This is a genomic window from Streptomyces sp. NBC_01571, from assembly GCF_026339875.1.
GTDB lineage: Bacteria > Actinomycetota > Actinomycetes > Streptomycetales > Streptomycetaceae > Streptomyces.
In genome coordinates this window covers 7,894,678-7,915,375 of the sequence record NZ_JAPEPZ010000001.1, presented here as the reverse complement: position 1 = coordinate 7,915,375, position 20,698 = coordinate 7,894,678, and the positions used below count along the sequence as shown (strand labels likewise).

Sequence of the window (20,698 nt, the reverse complement as noted above, 5' to 3'; positions counted from 1 at the left end):
TGGCGCTCGGCCCCTCCGTTCTTTCCCTCTTGGATCAACTAACTGCTGGTACTGCTCTCCTGCGTACTACTGGTATTACGAACCGTTCAGTGACCTGCCACAGCGCCACTTTCCGGCAGCCAGCCCCGTCGCCCGTCCTGCGTCTGCTCTGGCTTGGAACCCCACTGCCGGACTTCCCGGTGCGCGCGCCCGCAGCCGACGCCTTCACCGAGGTACCGCTCACTCTCTTCACTGCTGGGACTTGCGAACTGCACTTACCGGTACCGCCACTGCATCAACTGCGGTCCTGCTCACGGTGGCCCCTGATCACTGCGGGCCACCCGGTCCGGTCGTCAGTCCCGTCGCCGTCCTGCAACCACCCTGGCTTCGAAACTCCACCACCGCACCGTCCTGCGCACTGCTGCCCGGCAGTTCGTGTCTGCCGGGCCCTGCTGTCTCTCTGGGCTACGAGAGAAACCATAGCCAGTCGATCACCCAATGTCTACTCCAGCCAACATAGATTTCCGTTCGTTCGACAACGAGGTAATCGGCCCCGTGCAGCGAAGGCAGAGTGAGTGAAGCCGTCATGCGCCGGGTTAACGGGCCGCTGACCAGGACATGAGCCCCGCGCACACGAACGGCCATGACGATCTCAAGACCCGGGGGGACCTGATGGACACGATGAGCGTCAGCGTCGATCAGGGTGGCTCGCCCACTTGGGTTTGATCGCGTCCTACGCCCTCTCCCTGGCCGCGCGCAGATCGCCCGGCCGCACCGACCGGCCGCCGAGGCACGCCGGAAGCGGGAGGGGCGAACACCAGGTGCCCGGTCCGACGGCGGACGAAAGCCGCTTGCGGCTGGGTGGGAGTATGGCGGTATGGATCTCCGCAGCAGGAACAACGTGACGGTCACCGGCCGGGCCACTGATGGGCCGGTGGTGGTGCTGGCGCACGGATTCGGCTGTGATCAGAACATGTGGCGGCTGACCGTGCCCGCCCTGGCCGAGCGGTACCGGGTGGTGCTGTTCGACTACGTAGGCTCCGGCGGCTCGGATCCGTCGGCCTTCAGCCCCGAGCGGTACTCCTCGCTGAATGGCTATGCCCAGGATGTGGTGGAGATCTTTGAGGAGCTGGACCTGCGGCAGGCGGTGTTCGTCGGGCATTCGGTCAGCGCCATGGTGGGGGTGCTGGCCGCGCGGATGGCGCCGCAGCGGATCGGGGCGCTGGTGATGGTGGCCCCGTCTCCTTGCTACATCGACGATGACGGATACCGCGGTGGCTTCAGCGCGCAGGACATCGATGAGCTGCTGGATTCGCTGGAGTCGAACTACCTGGGCTGGTCCTCGACGATGGCCCCGGTGATCATGGGTAATCCGGAGCGGCCCGAGCTGGGGCAGGAACTGACGAACAGCTTCTGCGCCACCGACCCTGACATGGCCCGCGTCTTTGCCCGCACCACGTTCCTGTCCGACAGCCGCGAGGACCTGAAGAGCGTGACGGTACCGACGCTGGTGGTGGAGTGCTCTCAGGACGTGATCGCGCCCCGCGAGGTCGGCGCGTATGTCCACGCCGCGATCCCCTCCTCCCGCCTGGTCACCCTCGACGCCACCGGGCACTGCCCGCAGCTGAGCGCGCCGGAGGCCACCACCGAAGCGATCCTCGAGTTCCTGGAAGTCCTGCGGTGATGTGCCGCACCGGCGAGGAGTCGGGTGAGGGACCGGAGCCGGCGCGCGTCGGGCACGGGCCCGACACGGACGCCTCGTTCACCGCGCTGCTCGAGGACAGCGCCGAGGACCTGTACGAGGCGGCGCCCTGCGGGTATCTGTCGACGCTGATGGACGGCACCATCGCCAAGATCAACGCCACCCTGCTGGACTGGCTCGGCCTGGCACGCGAGACGGTGGTGGGCAAACTCCGCTTCCCCGACCTCCTCACCGTCGGCGGGAAGCTCTACCACGAGACGCACTTCGCGCCGCTGCTGCGCATGCAGGGCGGGCTGCACGGTATCGCCCTGGAGATGAAAGCCGCCGACGGGCGCCGCCTGCCAGTGCTGGTCTCCTCCGTGGTCAAACACGGCAGCGAAGGCGAGCCTCTGCTGATCCGCACCACCGTCTTCGACGCCTCCGACCGACGCGCCTACGAACAGGAACTACTGACCCGCCGCCAGGAAGCCGAACGAGCACGTGCCGAAGCGGAGCGTGCGCACGCGGAGGCGGAGCAGGCCCGCCGGCAGGCCGAGGCCGACCGGAAACGGCTGGCCGACGCGCTCGCTGTACTGCAGCGATCACTCATGCCCTCCTCGCTGCCCGCCGTGCCGGGTCTGGAGGCGGCCGGCTACTACCACACCGCCTCTTCCGACAGGCTGGGCGGCGACTTCTACGACCTGTTCTCGGTGGGCGAGGGCCGGTGGGCGTTCTTCCTCGGCGACGTGTGCGGCAAAGGCCCCCAAGCGGCCTCCCTCACCTCACTGACCCGGTACACGCTGCGCGCGGCGGCCATGCACAACCCCGAGCCGACCGCGGCACTGACCACGCTCAACGCCGTCCTGCACGACCGGTACGCCGCCGGCGGCGACCCCCGCTACTGCACCGTCATCTTCGGCGTCATCGAACCCGACGCCGACCACGGCCGCACCACCATCCGCCTTGCCTCCGGCGGACACCCCCCGGCGCTGGTCATGGGGGCCGACGGCCGCGCCGACTACCTCCCCACCCCGGGAGGACTCCTCGTCGGCGCTCTGCCCACGGCCCCCTTCAGCACCGCGGAGACCATCCTCACCCCCGGCGACACGCTCCTGCTCTACACCGACGGCCTCACCGAGGCCCGTACGGGCCCCACCCGCAAGCACCTCTTCGGCGACACCGCCCTGCGCGCCTTCGCCACCGACCATGCCCCCACTACGCCCCAGGGCGTGATCACCGCACTGACCGGGCTGCTGGAAAGTTTCGGCGACGGCCTGGACGACGACACCGCCCTGCTCGCGCTCGGTGTCCCCGCAACGCATCCGACCACCGGCCCGGCAACGAACCCACCGCTATGAGCCCCCTGAACATCACCCACCACCATGCCGCCGCCGGGCCGGTCCTGCGCGTAGCGGGCGAACTCGACTACGCGACGGCAGGCGCCCTGCGCGAAGAGCTCGAACGCCTCGTCCTGAGCCCGGGCCAGGACCTGGTCATCGACCTGTCCGCCCTCGAGTACTGCGACTCCACCGGCATCACCGCTCTCCTCGCCGCCCGCCAACGCGCCCAAGCCGCCGGCGCAGACATGGCTCTGGCCGCCGTCCCCGCCAACACCCTGCGCATCCTCACCATTGTCGGTCTGGACCAGGTCTTCACCATCCGAGGCGGCAGCAGTACCGCGTGACCTCCACGTCATCACGGCGTCGACTCGGCGCCCCCTGCACGGGTGAGCGTCGGACCCGAACTCATCACGTGCGCCAAGCGGTTCAGTCCGGTTGCTGGGGGCAGGACAGCACAAATCCCGGCAGCCCATGGACGTGACTGCCGGGATCAGAAGTGGTGCCTCTACTCGGGCTTGACGGCGTCCTTGGCCTTCTCCTTGGCCTCGCGCAGGTCGCCCTTGGACTCCTCGGCGTGCCCCTTGGCCTTCAGGGACTCGTTGCCGACCGCGTCGCCGACGACCTTCTTGACCTTGCCCTCGGCCTGCTCGCCCTTGGCCTGAGCCTTCTCGTCCGCAGCCACAACCACTCACTCCTGTCTCGCTCGAAGGAAGTTTCACCCCCGTGTCGCCCTGGATTCCACTCTTAAACCGGAAGGCCGCCGCACGGGCTCCTCGCGGCTCCGGGATCTCTCCGAAGTACGCGAGGTCCCCAGGAATGGAGATCGCCACGCGGGGCACACGAGGCGGCGGAGGTTGATAACTATGGTTCCTATTCTTCTCGTTCTTCTGCTCGCCCTGATCCTCTTCGGTGCGGGTTTCGCACTCAAGGCCCTGTGGTGGATCGCCGTCATCGTGCTGATCGTGTGGGTCCTCGGCTTCGTGATCCGCCCCACAGCAAGCGGTGGCAAGCGCGGCCGCTGGTACCGCTGGTAAGCGGTCTGACCAGCGCACCCATGCGGGTGGGGCCCGACGCCTTGGCGTCGGGCCCCACCCGTTTCCTGTTACCTCAGGGATGAAAGTGGTGATTCTTCCGCTTCGGGGTACCTGGAGGTCATGACCGGAGGTGGCCGTGACGCCAGGAACCGTGGCCTCCAGCACGGCACCTCCGGCCATCCGCATTTCTTCTCGGCATGAATGTGTGGGGTCCGGGAGGCCGGGGCACCCGGCTTGCTGAGGAAGCGTCACCGAATTCGATGACGCCGGTAACTCCGCAGTTCTGCTGCGGCAGCAGCAAGGAATCTCGATAAAGGAGCCGTTCTTTATGAGTGACAGCATCTGGGGCTACCAGCCGACCGCCGGCTACACCGCGGGCACTGACCTGACCGGATGGAAGGTCGAGGCCACCGACGGCAGCATCGGGAAGGTCGACAAGCACTCGGACGACGTCAGCTCCTCGTACCTTGTCGTCGACACCGGCGTGTGGATCTTCGGCAAGCACGTTCTGCTGCCGGCCGGGACCGTGAAAACGGTCGACCTGACCGCGCGGAAGATCTACGTCGACCTCACGAAGGACCAGATCAAGGGCTCCCCCGAGTTCGACAAGGACAAGCACGTCGGCGACGTCGGCTACCACGAGCAGGTCGGCGGCTACTACCAGAACCACCGAGGCGTCTGAGATCACGCACCAGCCCAGAAGTGGGGCCCGCCGGAACGTCTCCGGCGGGCCCCACTTCTCGTGGCCCGGACCAGCCCACTGGGCGAAGGCCGGGTGCGCAGTAAAATCACCTGGCATGCATTCTTCGAACTCGGGTACGCCGTCTGTTGCCGCCACACAAGGGGCCGGTGACACGAAAGCTGAATCGCGCAGGAGGGGCCTGACATGACAGTGACGAAGACGGCAGAGGCACGGACCGCGGCGCTGCCCGAGATCGCGGACCCTTCGCAGGTCGCGCCCAAGGACGCCCGGCAACTGTCCAGGCTGTTCTTCGACCAGCTCGCCGTGCTCGAAGAGGGCACACCCGAGTACCAGTACGCGCGCAACACACTCATCGAAATGAACATGTCCCTCGTCCAGTACGCGGCCGGGCGCTTCCGCAGCCGGGGCCAGGACGAGATGGAGGACATCGTCCAGGTCGGCACGATCGGACTGATCAAGGCCATCGACCGGTTCGAGCTGTCCCGCGAGGTCGAGTTCACCTCCTTCGCCGTCCCCTACATCGTCGGTGAGATCAAGCGCTTCTTCCGCGACACCTCCTGGGCGGTCCATGTCCCCCGCCGCCTGCAGGAAGCGCGCATCCAGCTCGCCAAAGCCACCGAGGAACTCCGCAGCCGACTGGGGCGCATGCCCAGCGTCAAGGAACTCTCGCAGCTCATGTGCCTGAGCGAGGAGGAGGTCAACGAAGCGCGCCTGGCTTCCAACGGCTACAACTCCTCCTCCCTCGACGCCACCATCAGCTCCAGTGAGGACGGCGAAGCGGCGCTGGCCGACTTCATCGGCATCGATGACAACGCTCTCGAACTCGTCGAGGACTTCAACGCCCTCGCCCCGCTGATCGCCGAACTCGACGACCGCGAGCGGCGCATCATCCACATGCGGTTCGTCGAGGAACTCACCCAGGCCCAGATCGGCGAGCACCTCGGCATCTCCCAGATGCACGTCTCCCGTCTGCTCAACCGCACCCTCGCCAAGCTTCGCGAAGGCATGCTGACCACGAGCTGACCGCAGCGAACCGGTGGTGTTTCCCTCCTCCACCAGGGAGGGAGGCACCGCCGGTTCGCGTCACGGCATGTCGGTGAGGGCGCCTTCCTCCACCTCACGTGTGGATCATTGGGCGGACAGATCTGGGGGATCGGTGTACCGGCATGCCGGGGGGCCGGGCTAAGTGTCTCTCGTGGCGTCGGCGCGGGTCGGCCAAGCGGCGGACCGAGGGCGGCGATGCGCCCAGGAGCCGGGTGAGCGCCCGCACGCGGATCCCTCTCTCGCGGTCGACGATGTGCGTCACACGCAACTGGGAGACACAGACATACGGAGGCGGGCCGTCGTTGTGGTCTTGTTCGCACATGACGTCGAGGAGTTCGGCGATGCTGCCGGCCTGGCCGGCCGCGGCGCGGACGGGGTCGAAACGGGGCTGGCGCCGCTCGGTCATGTGTCATGCATCCGCGGGCCTGGTCCCTGACCAGGGTCATGCGCACGTCGTCGGACGGCGCCAGAGTCCGATCATGCCGGACGAGACCCGTGGCCAACGAGTGTTCCGTGCTCTGACGTATGACGATATGCCAGCCTTGGGGCTCGGTCAGAGCGCCGGCTCCTGATGTGTGTGCCTGCCTCACACACTTCTCCAGCTCCGCCAAGGATTGCGTGGACGGGTGCCCGACCAGCGCATCCGTGCCACCGCCCACTCCAGGGCGACCGGCTTCTGGCATCAGTGCCGCAGACCGGAGCACAACCGCCAATCGGGAGTGCTCCGGTGTTCAGTGGGGGTCGTCACCGGCCTGGCGGATTTGGTCGGCGTGGTGGGTGATGGCGGCGATGCGGGCCGCGAGGTCGGGGTGGGTGGCCGCGAGGTGTGTGTGGGTGTCTGCGAGTGGATCGATGAGGTGGGCGGCGTCGTTGTCGGCCAGGGCGTTTGCGAGCCGGGCCAGCGGCGTGCGGGCACGAGCCGGGAGGTCCGTGAGCGCGGAGACCTGGCCGGCGAGCTGGCGCAGTTCGGCGGCGTTGGCCCGGGCCCAGGTGGTAGTGGTGCGGTCGGCGGCCCGGCGGTTGCGGGTGGCCTGTACGCGCTGTTCGCCGGTGGTGCCGGGTGTTCCGGGGCGTACGCGCAGGTAGCGGCGCTCGGCGGCCTGGCGGCTGGCGACGCCCAGGGGGTGGGCGAGGTCCGCCCAGCTGGAGCCTGCGGCGCGGGCTGCCTCGATCAGTCCAGGTTCCCAGCGTGCGAGTTCGTCGCGTAGTTCTCGCAACAGCAGGAGTGCGGTCAGGGCCTGGTCCACACTGACCGGTCCGTCCTGGGAGGGCGCTGCGGTCGGTGGGTCGTGAGCGGTGCGGACGGCCTCACTGATCGTGTTCAGCGCTGTCGCGGCGGCGAGGAACGAGGCGGGGTCATGCGGCTCGGAGGAGGCGCTCATGAAGATCCTCTCGGGTGTCACCCTTTCGATGACGCCTTCAGTTGTCATCGTTTGGATGACATGTTACAACGGTGTCAGACCAAGCGCATTGGCAGTTCATGCCAGACCTTTGGAGGTGTTTTCGCGATGTTGATGCGCACTGACCCCTTCCGCGAACTCGACCGTCTTGCTCAGCAGCTGACGGGTGGGGCCGGCACCTGGACGAGGCCCTCGACCATGCCGATGGACGCCTACCGCGAGGGCGAGGAGTACGTGATCGCCCTCGATCTGCCCGGTGTCGCGAAGGACGCGATCGATGTCGATGTCGAGCGGAACATGCTCACCGTCAAGGCCGAGCGGCGTCCGGTCGCGAAGGCCGACGACGTACAGCTGGAGCTCTCCGAGCGGCCCCTGGGCGTCTTCTCCCGCCAGCTGGTCCTGGCCGACACCCTGGACACCGAGCGCATCACGGCCGACTACGAAGCGGGGGTACTGACGCTGCGGATCCCCATCGCCGAGCGCGCCAAGCCCCGCAAGATCGCAATCGGCGGGGAGTCCGACCGCAAGCAACTCGGCGGCTGAGGAGCCGGTTCCCCGGCCGCGCCGACGGCGGAGGACGGGCATCGTTCCGCCTCTCTGGTCCCGTCCTCCGCCCCGCGTCCGTCACACAACGACGTGAAGAGGCAGTGGTAGCCATGCGATGGGAAGCATTCCTCGACCACGTTCAAGAACGCGGCGAGTACACCACACCCCAGGAAGCCGAACGGGCTGCGCGTACCGTTCTGGCATTGCTGGGCGCGCATCTGGTGGGTGAGGTCCGGGCCGAGCTGGCCGCCCGGCTCCCGGAGACCTTCGCCCTGGTTCTTCTCAACCCGCTGCAGACAGCCGAACCGCTCCCGCCGGAGCGGTTCCTGCGAGCGACCGCGGCGTGGATCGAGGGAGCCACCGAACAGACGGCGGCCTGGGATGTCAGCGCCGTACTGAGCGTGGCCGCCGATGCGGCGGGCGAGGAACTCACCGGCCGCATCCTGCTCCAGCTCCCCCCGGGCTACGACCTCCTCTTCGGCCGTCCCGAGCGCGCCTGAACCCAGGAAAGCGCGACCCGCTCATCACATCGGCGGGGTCGGCCGGGACCCACCCGGCCGGCCCTGCCCAACGGAGAAAACGCCGTCGCACGAGAAAGGCAACCACTCCCCCATGCTTCCGCTGCGTGAACCGGCCACTGCCCGACCCAGCATGACGTTTCGGCAGATGCTTGAAAGAGTCCGGTACGAGGGCGCATATCCCACCCGGGAGCGGGCCGAGGACGTCACACGTGGCGTGCTGGAGGCCCTGGGCCGTCAGCTCACCGGCGACGAGCGCGTCGACCTCGCCGCCTGCCTGCCCGCTGAGGCCGCCCTCGTCTTCACCAGCCAGATCCCCGACCTCCAACCGCTCACCGGCTGGGGCTTCGTCAAGGACCTCGCCACACACGCGGGTGTCACCCCCGCGGTCGCACGCTGGGACACCGGAGCCGTCCTCGCCGTCGTCGCCCACCTGGCGGGGCCTGGCCTCATGGACCGCATCCTCGGCCGGCTCCCGTCCGGATACGCGCTGCTGTTCGGCCGCGCCGAACTCACCCAGGCCGCCTGACGGTTCCGGGCGGTTGTTCGGCGGCGCGGCCCAGCGTGCAGGCGGGGTGATCGCCGTCATCGGGACGGCTGAACGAATCGTCTGCTGTCATCTGATCTCTCTGTGGAACGCGTCGAGGGGCCCTGGTGCCGTACTGGCACCAGGGCCCCGAAGGAACTGCTACACCATCTGCCGGCCCTGATATCGCGCCGGCCTTCTGTGTCCGCACGCCCGCCCGGGAGAGGACGGGGAATGCGGGGATCGCGGTTGCTCGACCGGAGACCACCTCACTATCGATGTCCTGCGGTACCCGGGCTCACTACTCACGCCCGGGCGATCCTGATGGCGCTCGGTCCCTCCGTTCTTTCCCTCTGGGATCAATCACTTACCAAACGGGAACTGCGTACTGCTGGTGATGCGAACCGCACAGTGGCCTGTCACAGCGCCACTCTTCGGCAGCCAGCCCCGTCGCCCGTCCTGCATCTGCTCTGGCTTAGAACCCCACTGCCGAACCTCCCGGTGCGCGCGCCCGCAGCCGACGCCTTCACCGAGGTACCGCTCACTGACTCCACTGCTGGGTACTGCGTACTGCACTTGCCGGTACTGCCACCGCAATACCTGCGGTCCTACTGATGGTGGCCCCTGATCACTGCGGGCCACCCGGTCCGGTCGTCAGTCCCGTCGCCGTCCTGCAAAAAAAATGGCTTCGAAACTCCACCACCGCACCGTCCTGCGCACTGCAACTACATGCTGCTACCTGGCAGTTCGTGTCTGCCGGGTCCTGCTCTCTTCCTGGCTACGAGAGAAACCATAACCAAGCCACCGCCCAATGTCTACTCCAGCCAACATAGATTTCCGCATGGCTCGTGAGAAGGTAATCGAGCTCGAACAACCACGGCCGCTCCCCCGGCACCGCCGCGGCGCAACACAGGGAGCAGTGCCGGCCGCTCCGAGTTCGGGTCGGTACCATCACCAGCCGTCGTACCCCGCGGACGCGAGCCGGGACGCGCTGCTGCACGCGCTGCGGCGGACGCCGATCCGGCCCGGCACGGCCTACGGCGACGTCACCGTCCGATCCCGACAGCGGAGAGAGAGTTCCGTGGCCAGCGAACCGAGCCCCCAGATGTCAGCTGAGCTCGCGAGGCGGGCGGGCCACTATGCCGCTGCTGTCGCCGAGTGCCTCCTGGAAGCGGGTCTGCCGGTGACCGGGATTCAGAGTTGCGGTCCCTGGCGCGACAAGGATGGCGAGTACCTCGACGTCGAGGCCGGCATCTCGTTCACGCAGGCATTCCAGGACCGGCATGGCGGGGGCGACTGCGGGCTCCACTGGGCGGGCACGTCCGGCTGGTGTCTCTACACGGCCGACGAAGAGGACCGGTACCTGTCCGGTGTCCGGTGGCCCGGGGCCGGCCTGCTTCCCGAGCCCCGGCTCGTCACGGCCTTCGTCGACGCTTTCCGTCTCGACCCGGGCGGGGCCGGCAGCGGCGAACAGCCGTCCTACCGACAGGAGGGCCAGGACATCCCCACGCTGCTGGACAGCCTGGCCCCCTACCTTCCCGCCCAGCCCTACCTGTTCGAGGAACCCCAGATCCGCTTCGCCGACCTGCACAGACGTGCCTACGAAGACCGCGTGCGGCGGGCACTGGTCTCCCGCGCCTCCGACCCCCTGACCCATCTGCACCTCCGCCAGGGCGAGCTCACAGCCCTCCTGCACATGCTCGAGTACGCCGAAAGCAGCAACTCCAGCGCCCTCAACAGGCTGCTGGCGGCCGACCTCGGCGCCCGCGCGGGCCGGCCCCCCGAAGCCGCGGAGACATACAAGGGTGCCCTCCAGGAAGCGGACCACCGCCGGCAAGCGCCTTGAGAGAGACGGAGCGCAGACGCAGAACGCGCCGGCCGGCCGCCCGTTCTCTGCGCCGCGCAGGCAACTTCCCGCTCCACGCAATCCCGCTCGGCGCGACGGCGCGGGGCGGAGCGGATTCAGGTGCCAGGCCGGCGGGGCCCCGCCCCGCGGACGCTCGGGGAAATACCCCGGGTCGGGAGTTCATCCCGGACCACCCAACGACCAGACGGACCAACCGGTTTACGGCCGGGCAGCCCAACGGTGTCGCACCTCGCTGAAGGAGGGCCGTGGCCGAGTTCGTCGCAGCGGACCAGAAGCGGTGTCCAAGAGGGCGGCCGGATCGTTTTGACGAACGTGACGGATGATCATTGGATGACCTCCAGCCAGGGCCCACAGGCAGGCAGCGGCAAACGCAGAGCCGACGCCCGTCTCCCTGGACAAACGCGCCGAAGGCACCCCGCACACGCCCGTGGCCAGACCCCAGCAGAAGCCCCGGACCAGGGCACACCCGTGTACACACAGCTCGCCAAGGAGTGGGCCGCCCGCGGCGCCACCGTCCCCTGCCGCCCGGACCCGCTGTGGCAGCGTCTGGCTTCTCCCGAACACCTCAGGCACGAGACAGAAAGCACCTTGCGCCAACTACACCTGGAAGGGAACACCCACCCCGCTGACGGCACACCCGATCTACCTCAACCGGAGGCACCGCGCCGTGCGCGTCAATGAGCTCTGCCGAAACGTCCCCTGCAGAAGTCCTCGCACGCGGCAACTGCTGTCGAGGCGTGCCGATCGGTATCGAGAAAGGCCGCGACGCGGCGGGCCGCAGTCATGCCGCCACGGCTCTTCGGTTTTCAGGTGTGGACCGTCTCGCCAGTAATCTTTTCGGGGGTGATGAGAGCATCGCGCTCGTAGGTGTGGAGAGCGAGGCCGAGGGCGAAGAATGTGGCCGCCCATTCGCCGACGAAGATTCCCCAGCGGTCGGCTCGCTCGATGCCGCGAGCCTCGGCCTTCACTGAAGCGAACCAGGAAACAACAGATAGACCGATGGACGCAAACCCCGCAGTATAGGCATGCTCGCTGGTCATCCCGGCCTCATGTAGCTTTTTTACGAACATAACTGCTCCCAGGACGCTAGAGAGAACGATGGGAACGGGTTCTGGCGTAGCCACATCTAGGCTGGCCTGGGCACAGACCCGTAGTTCCAGGAGACCACCAGCACTGCGAACGGGCCACCGGAGCACCCGCCGGGGTTCCCCCTGCCGTAGCGTGCCCACTGACTCCTGATTTTCACGGCTGGTGGCAGCGCACGCCGCTCCCCGAAGGCCAAACGTTGCCTGCCGCGGCACTAAGGGCTGTCCATGGAGGTTAGGACGGTGGCTGGTCGGGGAGCAGCGTTGGTTCGCTACGTACTGAGGGCGTCGGCGAGTTGGGCCAGTTTCTGGGCGGATGGGCTGCCGGGAAGGGCATGGTGCACGACGAGGAGTTGGCCGTCGGTACCGGCGAGCAGGAGTCGTTCGTAGCGCAGCTCCAGCCGCCCCACCTGCGGGTGGTCTATCTGTGAGGCGCCGGCGCCCCGGGGGCTGACGTCGTGACGGGACCACAGACGGCGGAAGGTCTCGCTGTCTGCGGAGAGTTCGTTCACCAGCTCGACGATGCGTGGATCACTGCCATCTGGGCCGATGAGGGCGCGCAGGCTGGCGACGGCACGGACGGTCATCTCGCCCCAGTTGAGGTAGAGGGAGCGCATGCGCGGGTCGAGGAGTGCGGACCGTATGGCATTCGTGCCGGGCTGGTTGCTGGGCGACAGCGCGATGGCGAGGGGGTTGGCCGTCAGAACGTCCATGTAGCGGTTCAAGATCACGGCAGGGGTGCTCGCCCAGGATGTATTGATCAGTTGCTGGATGCCGGGAGGAATCCGCTCGTCGCCGGGGGACGGACTGCCGTGTCGCGGAGCGGGGGTGGCGAGGGCGTGCAGGTGCCGTGTTGCGTCCAGGTCGAGCTGGAGGACGCGAGCGAGGGCATCAAGGACGGCTGGTGAGGGGTTTTGGTCGCGTCCTTGTTCGAGGCGCAGATAGTACTCGCTGCTGATGCCGGCGAGCAGGGCGACCTCCTCGCGGCGCAGGCCCGGCACGCGGCGGCGGCCCCCGCCGGGCAGGCCGACATCCTTGGGGTCAACGAGGTCACGACGCGCTCGCAGGTAGGTGCCGAGATGGTTGGCGCTCACGTGCTCCACGGTACGAGGCATTCCGCGCCCACGCGGGTCGCCTCCGTCGGCTGATGATCTGTGGCCCGGCTCCCTGGTCCTGGCACTACCAGTGTTGATACGGCCCTGGCTGGGATCGAGGCGCACAGCAACGATGACGGGGACAAGAAATACGGAATGTTCCGGTTCCCCGTATACGTGACCCCATCTGGAAGGTGGCCGCAGTGAGCAGCCCTGAACAGCAACGTCTGGCCGTCGGCTTCATCGGACTGGGAGACCAGGGCGCCCCCATGGCCCGGGCGATCGGAGACCGTGGTCTCGACCTTCACCTGTGGGCCCGACGCCCGACGTCGCTGGACGCCGTGGCAGACGTCCCGCATACCGTTCACACCACGGTCGTCGATCTCGTGGCCGCCAGCGACATTCTCGCGCTGTGCCTGCGCGACGACAACGACATCTGGGACGTTCTGAACACCCCGGGGGTACGCGAGCACCTTCGGCCGGGGACGGTAGTCGTCAATCACGGCACCGGAGATCCGGGCGAGAACGTGAAGATCGCCGAGTCTCTGCGCAGCCTCGGCGCCTCCTACCTGGATGCTCCGGTCAGCGGCGGCGGCCCGGGGGCGAAGGCCCGCACCCTGACCACATTCGTCGGCGGCGACGAGGGCGCCTTCGAGCGGTGCCGAGCGGTATTCGCCACCTTCTCCACCCGCGTCAGCCGCATGGGCCCGGTCGGGAGCGGTCAGATGACCAAACTCCTCAATAACGCCATGACGATGTCGAACCTCAAGAACGCCGTGGACCTGGTCCGCCTCGCCCAGCAGCTCAACGTGGACATCCCGGCCGTCCTCGACGTGATCTCCGACAGCAGCGGAGGCAGCGCATCACTGCGCGCACTGGGCACCGTCATCACCCCCGAGATCGCCCCCCACCTGCAGGGCCTGATGCGCAAGGACATCGAGCACTTCGCCGATGCCGTAAGAGCCCGGGGCATCGACCCCGAGGAACTGCGCCGCCGTGCACTGGCCGGCGCCGACGGCCTGATGGAGGCGGTCGCCCTTGCAACCGCACGGGGCCACGCGGCCTGACCCCCTCACCGTCTGAGGCCCACCGCGCCGCTCCCCGCACCGGCACCCCGAACTTCCACTCCCACGCACCCTCGCGAAAGAAATCTGATCATGACTCGCCTCACGACGTCCTTCGGCTTCTCCTCCACCGCTGACGAAGTAGCCCACGGCATCGACCTCTCCGGACGGCGCGCGATCATCACCGGCGCCACCTCCGGCATCGGCGTCGAGACCGCCCGGACCCTGGCAGCCACCGGCGCCCAGGTGACGCTGGCCGTACGCAACACGGCAGCCGGTGAAGCAACCGCTGCCGACATCACCGCGACCACCGGCAACGAGGACATCCACGTCGCCCGCCTCGACATCTCGGACCGGACCTCGGTAAACGCCTTCGTGCAGGCTTGGGACGGTCCGCTGCACCTCTTGGTCAACAACGCCGGGATCATGGCCACCCCCGAGCTCGAACGCACCCCCGAGGGCTGGGAGATGCAGTTCGCCACCAACCACCTCGGCCACTTCGCCCTGACCACCGGCCTGCACGGCGCACTGGCCGCCGACGGCAACGCACGCGTCGTGGTGGTCAGCTCCAGCGGACATCTGATCTCCCCGGTCGTCTTCGACGACATCGGCTTCCACTACCGCCCCTACGACCCGCTGGTGGCCTACGGGCAGTCCAAGACCGCCACCGTGCTCTTCGCCGTCGAGGCCAGCCGCCGCTGGGCGGCCGACGGGATCACCGCCAACGCCCTCATGCCCGGCGCCATCGCCACCAGCCTCCAGCGCCACACCGGCGGCCTCAAAACCCCGCCCGAGCGCCGCAAGTCCCCCCAGCAGGGCGCCGCAACCTCCCTGCTGCTCGCCACCGCTCCTCAGCTGGAAGGCCTCGGCGGCCGCTACTTCGAAGACTGCAACGAGGCCGTCCCGGTCTCCGACGGCAACGGCTGGGCCAGCGGCGTCGCACCCTACGCACTCGACACCGCCAACGCGGAACGCATGTGGGAGGTGTCCCTCCGGCTCCTGTCCTGACCTCACCACGGCCGGGCGCACCCGCCACCACTCGTGCGCCGGTCGCCTCCATGCGAGGACTACCGAGGCCCATAATCGCAGGTCAGGGCGACCCGGTACACGACTCCACGACGTACGTGCCCAGGTCGTCGGCCTCGACGAGTCACGGCAGCGAACCGCCCTCGTGCGGGGGCACGAGGTAACGGGTCGTGGTGACCTCTCTCAGCATCTCCTCAGGTCACCTGTCCCATCCACCTTGCCCTCCACGACCGACTCCGGAGCTGCCGCACAACGGGATGTGCCCGCCGTCGGCCCTGGGGAGAATCCGCTTCGGCACGAAGTGAGCACAGTGACCGAGGGTGATCGCCGGGGAGCAAGTGCCCGGGCCGCCGTGCCGTGGTCACCACGGACCCCCCCGCCCCAGCATGATCGAGGCGCGGGTGGGCCGCAGCACGTGGAAGCCGTCCTTCGGCGCCGCCGCCCCCTGCCGGTTCACCGACCCTGCGGGTTCGTCGCTCCCCCGGCGGAAGGCCGCCGGGAGCGGGAAGGGGCTCCCGGCCGGCGGTCATGCCGGCCAGGAGCCCCTTCACCTGATCTGCCGGGGTCAGCCGTCGGACTCGGCCGAGGGGATGTAGGCGCCCGGCACGTCCTTGGGCGCGAAGATCTTCTTCTCGCCGGGGTACGGCTGCTTCCAGTTGTGGGTCTGGTACCAGGTGAGGTGGTTCATCTGTGCGGGGTTGGCGTAGTCGGGCACGGCATGGGGCCCGGTGAGCCGCTGCCGCGACTTCCAGGTGTCCCACTGCGACGCGAGCGACCGCATGCCGGCCGGGACCTTCGCCGTCGGCACCGCCGCCGCCTCAGGGTCCTGCGGCGCGGGGGTGTCCGTGCCGCAGGACGGCGGCGTCGCCAGGCCGTCGGTCAACGAGGTGCGGTTGGCCAGGGCGTTGAACGGCTTGAGGTTCGCCTTCTTGGTGAACGCCCCGCTCATCGGGGTGGCCGCGCTGTCCTTCTGGTTCATCGGGTGGATCCCGAGGATCTGCTCGATGGTGCGGATCATCGTGATCTGCGAGTAGTAGTGGCTGTCGACGCCGCCGTGCTGGGCATAGGGGCTGATGATCTGGATCGGTGCACGGTGACCGTCGACGTGGTCGAGGCCGGCCTGGGAGTCGTCCTCGACGACGAAGATCGCGGAGTCCTTCCAGTACGCGCTGTGCGAGATCTCGTCGACCATCCTGCCGACCGCGAGGTCGTTGTCCGCCACCTGGGCGGCCGGGCTCGCCGGACCACCCGTGTGGTCGCTGGAGAGCCAGAACATGTTCAGGTTCGCCGGGCCGTTCTTCTCGAAGTCCTGCTTCCAGATCTCCTCCCGGTAGACGTCCGGGACACTGGTGTCGAACTTCGGGAAGCCGGGAACCGACACGCTGTTGAGCGACGGGATCGGTGACGAGGAAACCAGGGAGTACGCGGAGGGCTGCCCCGTCGCGCCCATGTTCTTGGCGTCGCAGTACAGGTTCTGCCAGGTCGAACCGGTCGGCTTGGTCAGGAACTGGTGGAACTCGCCGAAGTCACGAACCGTCTTGTCGGCCGCCTGCGCGCCGGTCCAGAGGAAGCCGGACTTCTGGTGGCCGAGGGCGTCGTCCTCGGTGTCGTAGCTGCGCAGGTACTCGCCGGCCGAGGACTCGGTGTACTCGGGGTTGTCGGCCTGCATCAGCCAGTTGTGTCCCTCGGCGGAGTTCGTGCCGATGTCGTACGTGTTGTCGTAGAGCCCGAACTGCTCCGCGAGCGCGTGCTGGTTCGGAGTCACGTTCTCGCCGAACTGCGTCAGCGTCGGATCGCCGTCACCCTGCGGGATGTCACCGAGGACCTGGTCGTAGGTCCGGTTCTCCTTGACGATCATGAAGACGTGCTTGATCGTCGAAGGGTCGCCGAGCTTCACCGGGACGGGGACCGGCTTGGCCTTGCTCCTGCCCTTGGCGAGCTTGACCGAGTTGGCGGTCCAGCCGTTCTGCTTGAAGACCTTGTCCGTCTCGGACTTGATGGTCCTGTCACTGGGCAACGTGAAACGGGTCAGGCTCGACGTGGTGTCGTGGGTGCCGTGCCCGGCGCTGGTGGTGGATCGGCGGGCGTCGATACCACGGGTGTTGGAGACCACCACCTGGTCGCCGACCGTGGCGATCTCCGCGGGGAAGTAGTCCGTCGGCAGCAGACCGACGTAACTGACCGGCTCCTGCGGGCTCGTGTACCGGTAGACGGCGACCGCGTTGGCGCGGCCGAGCGTCACCAGCAGATGACCGTCGTCGGTGAGCGTCACCGCGTCGGGCTCGTAGCCCACCGACGCCTCCGGCCACGGCTGGGTGGCGATGGTCTGCACGACCTTGTCGTCGGCGGTCCTGATGACCGACACGTCGTTGGTGGCCGTGTTGGTGACGAACACCGCGCCCTTCTTCGCGTACAACGCGGTCGGGTGCAGACCGACGTTGACGGTCTTGACGGCGGCGGCCGGCTTCTCCAGGTCGATGACCGTGACCGTGCCGGTGGTGGTGGCGCCGGTCACCGGGTCGGCGGGCACCTGTGTGTTGTAGGAGTTGATGGTGGTCTCGCCTGGCCTCGCCGGACGGCCGCCCTCGTTGCTGACGTACAGCTTGCCGCCGGCCACGACCACGCCGCGCGGCGCGTTCCCCACGGCCCAGCTCTGCTGGACGGCGCCCGTCGCCGCGTTGATGGCGACCACTCGGTTCTGGCCGTTGACCGCGGAGTACACGGTGGCCCCGTCGGGTGAGAACACCGCGGCACCGACCAGCGCGTGCTTGGGGCCGTCCGCCGGGATCGAGATGTTGACCGGGCCCGTGACGCTGCCGTCCGGGTTCACACTGAACCTGGTGTAGCCGTCGGTCCGGCCCAGCCACAACTGCTTGCCGTCGGGCGAGTACGTGGGCCCTTCCTGGCCCACGTCGTTGCCACTGATGCGCGGAACCGACGACGCGGCGCTGCCGACGAGCTGCTGCACCTTCCAGCTCTTGAGGTCCACGATCGACAGCGCCGCACCACCATCGGTGACCGAGGCCGCGAGATGGGTGCCGTCCGGGCTGACCGACGACGACATGATCTTGCCGTTGCCGATGACGAGTCGGTCGCCGTACGGGGCGATGTACTGGTCGCTGGAGACGACCTGACCGTGACGAGTGGTCTGGCCGACCTGCTCGGTGCCGAACTGGCGTGTCTGGGCGAGAGCGGTGCCGGCGGCGGCGACGGCGAGGACGGTGATGCCGGCCGTCACCAGGGGTATGCGGCCGATGCGTCTGCCGAGAAGGCCCGGACGGTCCCCCCCGACACGTCTGCGGCGTGTTACCTGCATGGAGTCATCCCTTCGTGGTGCCGAGCAGTGCGACATTGCCGTCGAACTGCCAGAGCGGATTCGGTGCGTCCCCGATCGGGGTGCGCACCAGGAAGTAGCCGTTCACTTCTTTCGGCCCGTCGCCGTCGGCGACGAACCGCCCGTCCGGAGTGACGTCGAGCTGGTAGACGGCCGTGCCGGTGGCCACGACGTCGGGAAGATGCCAGGACACGACACAGCGCCAGTCGTTGCCCGCCCCCTGCGCACCGTCCGCGACGTCGCCCTTGGTGCACGCCGCGGAGGCGTGCAGCTGTGCTTCGGTGACGGCGGGGCGGTTGAGCTCCTCGGCCTGCTGGCGATAGAGGTGGGCGAACGCCACGGCCACCGAGTCCTGCACCTTGGTCTGCTCGATTCCCGAGCCCATCGCCCCGGTCGCCCCGGCGACGACCCCGACCGTCAGGGCGAGCAGCCCGGCGAGCGGCAGCGCTCCGGCGACGAGAGCGCGGCGGGGTGACCCGTCATCGGTGAGATTGGTGAAGTCCCGCCGCAGGAAGAGCAGATAGGCCAACCCCGTCGCGACCACGGCCCACACCGCACTGACGACGATGCCGATCAGCAGCGGACGCCACTGCGCCGTACCCGTGAACAGGCCGTTCCAGGAGATGAAGGCGTACCCGGGCAGCGCGAGGCGCACGGCGACGGGCAACGGCAGCATCTGGGCGATCTGCATCGCGAGCGCGACGAGCGCCGGCAGCAGCAGGCCCATCGGGGAACGGCCCAGCGTGACGGACCCGAGCAGTCCGATCGCCGCGAGGGCGAGCGTGGGGGCGAGTGCGCAGGCCCAGGCGAGGAAGACCTTGCCGGCGGCGTCCCCCGCCGTCAGCAGGTGACCGTCGAGGCCGACCAGCGGCCGGTTGCCGACCGCCGCCACCCCACCGACCGCGCTGGAACACACCAGCCCGGCCACGAGCGACAGGATGACGGTCAGGCTGGCCAGGGCCTTCGCCGCGAAGATCCGCGGGGGTGACCGGACCGCCACCAGAAGGTGGCGCCAGGTACCGAGACGGTCCTCGGAGGCGAACACGTCACCGGCGACCAGTGAGGTCAGCAGCGGGAGCGCCCAGGTGCCCGCGAATCCGAGGACCACCAGCGGTCCGGCCCACCCGGTGGCGTGCATCCAGCGGCCGAAGAGGGTGTCGACGGGGAGCGAGTCCTGCTGACTCACCGCGGCGACGAAGAGCGCGGGCGCGATCCAGCAGGCGAGGATCACCAGGCGGATCCGCCACTGCGAGAGGAGCTTGACCAGCTCGAAGCGGTAGCCGCGTACCACCGACACCCGCGGGGCACCGACGGTGACGTTCTCAGTGAGGGTCGCGGTCATCGGGCCGCCTCCTGCTGCTCGGTGAGGGCGAGGAACGCGGCTTCCAGCGGCGACACCACGGGGGCCAGCTCGCGCAACGCGATCCCCGCGCGCACGAGCCGTACCACCAGCTCATCCATGGCGGGCACCAGCCCGCGCACCACGAGCACCTCCGCGGCGCGCTGCGCCCCGGCAGGGCCGACGACCTGGATCCCGGCGGTCTCGGCGGCCAGCCGACGGGCGGCCTGCGGATCGGAGGTGAGCACCCGGTAGTCGAGCTCACGGTTCTCGGCGGCCAGCTTGCCCAGCGGACCGGAGAAGACGACCCGCCCGGTCGCGAGGATGGTGACCTCGGAGCACAGGGCCTCGAGATCGTCCATACGGTGACTCGAGAGCACCACGCTGGTTCCCTCCGCCGCGAGCCGCGCGAGGACACCGTGGACATGCTTCTTGCCCGCTGGATCGAGACCGTTGGACGGTTCGTCCAGCAGGAGGAGCCGCGGCTTGGTGAGCAGAGCGGCGGCGAGACCCAGCCTCTGGCGCATCCCCAGGGAGAAGCCTCGGACCCGGTCGTCGGCGACGTCGGTGAGCCCGACCTGATCGAGTACGTCGTCGATCCCCGCCGTCCGCGCCTCCCGGCCGCGCAGGGCGGCCAGCGCGGCGAGGTTCTGCCGTGCGGTCAACGAGGGGTAGAGACCCGGCCCGTCCACGAAGCCCGCGACACCCTCGGGGGCCGCGAGCGCGCGCCCGACCGGCGTACCCAGGATCTCGAGTCGGCCGCCCTCGGCGACGGCCAGACCCAGCAGGAGGCCGAGCAGGGTCGTCTTGCCCGCGCCGTTCGGTCCGACCAAGCCGTGAATCTGTCCCTGCGTCACATCCAGATCGATGCCGTCGAGTGCGACGACGTCGCCGAAAGACTTGGTGATCTCACGCGCCCGGATTGCGGGGAGAGTGTCCATGAGTCCCTTCCTCAGAAGCCCTCAAGGACCCTAGGTGTGACCTACATCGAAGTCAGGGACGGCGAGTTGAACGGTCACGGAACGGCAGACGACTCGTATCCGCCATGGCGATGTCCTGCTTCCGTTTGTTCGCTGCATGTCGTCAGTTCCGCGGATTCCAGGGGAAATTGACGTTCC

The 20,698-nt window shown here is 68.4% G+C and carries 19 protein-coding genes; 12 read left to right on the top strand and 7 right to left on the bottom strand.

Annotated elements, in window-relative coordinates:
• Positions 1-856 precede the first annotated feature (856 nt).
• Genes OHB41_RS35555 through OHB41_RS35545 form a run of 3 tightly spaced genes read left to right on the top strand, consistent with a single transcriptional unit; the run spans position 857 to position 3,344 of the window.
• On the top strand, positions 857-1,663 hold the full coding sequence (locus tag OHB41_RS35555) for an alpha/beta fold hydrolase (RefSeq protein WP_266702911.1): 807 nt from the start codon (positions 857-859) through the stop codon (positions 1,661-1,663).
• The gene (locus tag OHB41_RS35550; RefSeq protein WP_266706378.1) at positions 1,663-3,018 is read left to right on the top strand and encodes a PP2C family protein-serine/threonine phosphatase; all 1,356 of its coding nucleotides are present in this window, start codon (positions 1,663-1,665) and stop codon (positions 3,016-3,018) included. Before OHB41_RS35555 ends, OHB41_RS35550 begins: the two co-directional genes overlap by 1 nt.
• On the top strand, positions 3,015-3,344 hold the full coding sequence (locus OHB41_RS35545; protein ID WP_266702909.1) for an STAS domain-containing protein: 330 nt from the start codon (positions 3,015-3,017) through the stop codon (positions 3,342-3,344). The genes OHB41_RS35550 and OHB41_RS35545 overlap by 4 nt, the downstream gene beginning before the upstream one ends.
• Positions 3,345-3,505: 161 nt before the next feature.
• On the opposite strand, the gene OHB41_RS35540 is transcribed toward OHB41_RS35545, so the two are convergent.
• Positions 3,506-3,682 carry a CsbD family protein gene (locus tag OHB41_RS35540; protein ID WP_266702907.1) on the bottom strand — a complete coding sequence of 59 codons (177 nt, stop codon included), beginning with the start codon at positions 3,680-3,682 and terminating at the stop codon, positions 3,506-3,508.
• Between the two features lie 181 nt (positions 3,683-3,863).
• Between OHB41_RS35540 and OHB41_RS35535 the strand changes: the two genes are divergently transcribed.
• The 3 genes from OHB41_RS35535 to OHB41_RS35525 all read left to right on the top strand — a co-directional run bounded on the left by OHB41_RS35535 (position 3,864) and on the right by OHB41_RS35525 (position 5,760).
• Positions 3,864-4,034, top strand: coding sequence for a hydrophobic protein (locus OHB41_RS35535; protein WP_067385923.1), 171 nt, complete (start codon positions 3,864-3,866; stop codon positions 4,032-4,034).
• A gap of 328 nt (positions 4,035-4,362) precedes the next feature.
• On the top strand, positions 4,363-4,716 hold the full coding sequence (locus OHB41_RS35530; protein WP_266702905.1) for a PRC-barrel domain-containing protein: 354 nt from the start codon (positions 4,363-4,365) through the stop codon (positions 4,714-4,716).
• Between the two features lie 204 nt (positions 4,717-4,920).
• Positions 4,921-5,760 carry an RNA polymerase sigma factor SigF gene (locus OHB41_RS35525; RefSeq protein WP_266702903.1) on the top strand — a complete coding sequence of 280 codons (840 nt, stop codon included), beginning with the start codon at positions 4,921-4,923 and terminating at the stop codon, positions 5,758-5,760.
• Between the two features lie 752 nt (positions 5,761-6,512).
• Here the strand turns inward: OHB41_RS35525 and OHB41_RS35520 are convergent.
• On the bottom strand, positions 6,513-7,163 hold the full coding sequence (locus tag OHB41_RS35520) for a type III effector protein (RefSeq protein WP_266702901.1): 651 nt from the start codon (positions 7,161-7,163) through the stop codon (positions 6,513-6,515).
• Positions 7,164-7,289: 126 nt separating this feature from the next.
• Here OHB41_RS35520 and OHB41_RS35515 point away from each other — a divergent pair, with 126 nt between their 5' ends.
• From OHB41_RS35515 to OHB41_RS35500, 4 genes are all read left to right on the top strand, one after another.
• Positions 7,290-7,724 (top strand): Hsp20/alpha crystallin family protein, encoded by a 435-nt coding sequence (locus tag OHB41_RS35515; protein WP_266702899.1) that lies wholly within the window; start codon positions 7,290-7,292, stop codon positions 7,722-7,724.
• A gap of 113 nt (positions 7,725-7,837) precedes the next feature.
• The gene (locus tag OHB41_RS35510) at positions 7,838-8,227 is read left to right on the top strand and encodes a DUF2267 domain-containing protein (protein ID WP_148013329.1); all 390 of its coding nucleotides are present in this window, start codon (positions 7,838-7,840) and stop codon (positions 8,225-8,227) included.
• A 112-nt stretch (positions 8,228-8,339) separates the two neighbouring features.
• A complete protein-coding gene (locus tag OHB41_RS35505; protein ID WP_266702896.1) occupies positions 8,340-8,774 on the top strand; it encodes a DUF2267 domain-containing protein in 435 nt (144 codons plus the stop codon).
• A gap of 1,078 nt (positions 8,775-9,852) precedes the next feature.
• Positions 9,853-10,617 carry a DUF6292 family protein gene (locus OHB41_RS35500; protein WP_266702894.1) on the top strand — a complete coding sequence of 255 codons (765 nt, stop codon included), beginning with the start codon at positions 9,853-9,855 and terminating at the stop codon, positions 10,615-10,617.
• A gap of 827 nt (positions 10,618-11,444) precedes the next feature.
• On the opposite strand, the gene OHB41_RS35495 is transcribed toward OHB41_RS35500, so the two are convergent.
• Both OHB41_RS35495 and OHB41_RS35490 read right to left on the bottom strand, forming a co-directional pair.
• Positions 11,445-11,708: a hypothetical protein gene (locus tag OHB41_RS35495; RefSeq protein ID WP_266702892.1), complete on the bottom strand. Its 264-nt coding sequence runs from the start codon at positions 11,706-11,708 to the stop codon at positions 11,445-11,447.
• 287 nt (positions 11,709-11,995) lie between these two features.
• Positions 11,996-12,817, bottom strand: coding sequence for a helix-turn-helix transcriptional regulator (locus OHB41_RS35490; RefSeq protein ID WP_266702890.1), 822 nt, complete (start codon positions 12,815-12,817; stop codon positions 11,996-11,998).
• Positions 12,818-13,020: 203 nt separating this feature from the next.
• Between OHB41_RS35490 and OHB41_RS35485 the strand changes: the two genes are divergently transcribed.
• Together OHB41_RS35485 and OHB41_RS35480 are read left to right on the top strand one after the other, a co-directional pair.
• Positions 13,021-13,884: an NAD(P)-dependent oxidoreductase gene (locus tag OHB41_RS35485; protein ID WP_266702888.1), complete on the top strand. Its 864-nt coding sequence runs from the start codon at positions 13,021-13,023 to the stop codon at positions 13,882-13,884.
• A 90-nt stretch (positions 13,885-13,974) separates the two neighbouring features.
• On the top strand, positions 13,975-14,889 hold the full coding sequence (locus tag OHB41_RS35480; RefSeq protein ID WP_266702886.1) for an SDR family NAD(P)-dependent oxidoreductase: 915 nt from the start codon (positions 13,975-13,977) through the stop codon (positions 14,887-14,889).
• A gap of 583 nt (positions 14,890-15,472) precedes the next feature.
• Here the strand turns inward: OHB41_RS35480 and OHB41_RS35475 are convergent.
• From OHB41_RS35475 to OHB41_RS35465, 3 genes are read right to left on the bottom strand one after another with little or no spacing between them, the layout of a single operon-like run.
• Positions 15,473-18,223, bottom strand: a complete 2,751-nt coding sequence (locus OHB41_RS35475) for a bifunctional YncE family protein/alkaline phosphatase family protein (RefSeq protein WP_266702884.1) — start codon at positions 18,221-18,223, stop codon at positions 15,473-15,475.
• A gap of 4 nt (positions 18,224-18,227) precedes the next feature.
• Complete coding sequence (locus tag OHB41_RS35470; protein WP_266702882.1) at positions 18,228-19,583, bottom strand: ABC transporter permease; 1,356 nt, start codon at positions 19,581-19,583, stop codon at positions 18,228-18,230.
• Complete coding sequence (locus tag OHB41_RS35465) at positions 19,580-20,521, bottom strand: ABC transporter ATP-binding protein (RefSeq protein WP_266702880.1); 942 nt, start codon at positions 20,519-20,521, stop codon at positions 19,580-19,582. The genes OHB41_RS35470 and OHB41_RS35465 overlap by 4 nt, the downstream gene beginning before the upstream one ends.
• Positions 20,522-20,698 lie beyond the last annotated feature (177 nt).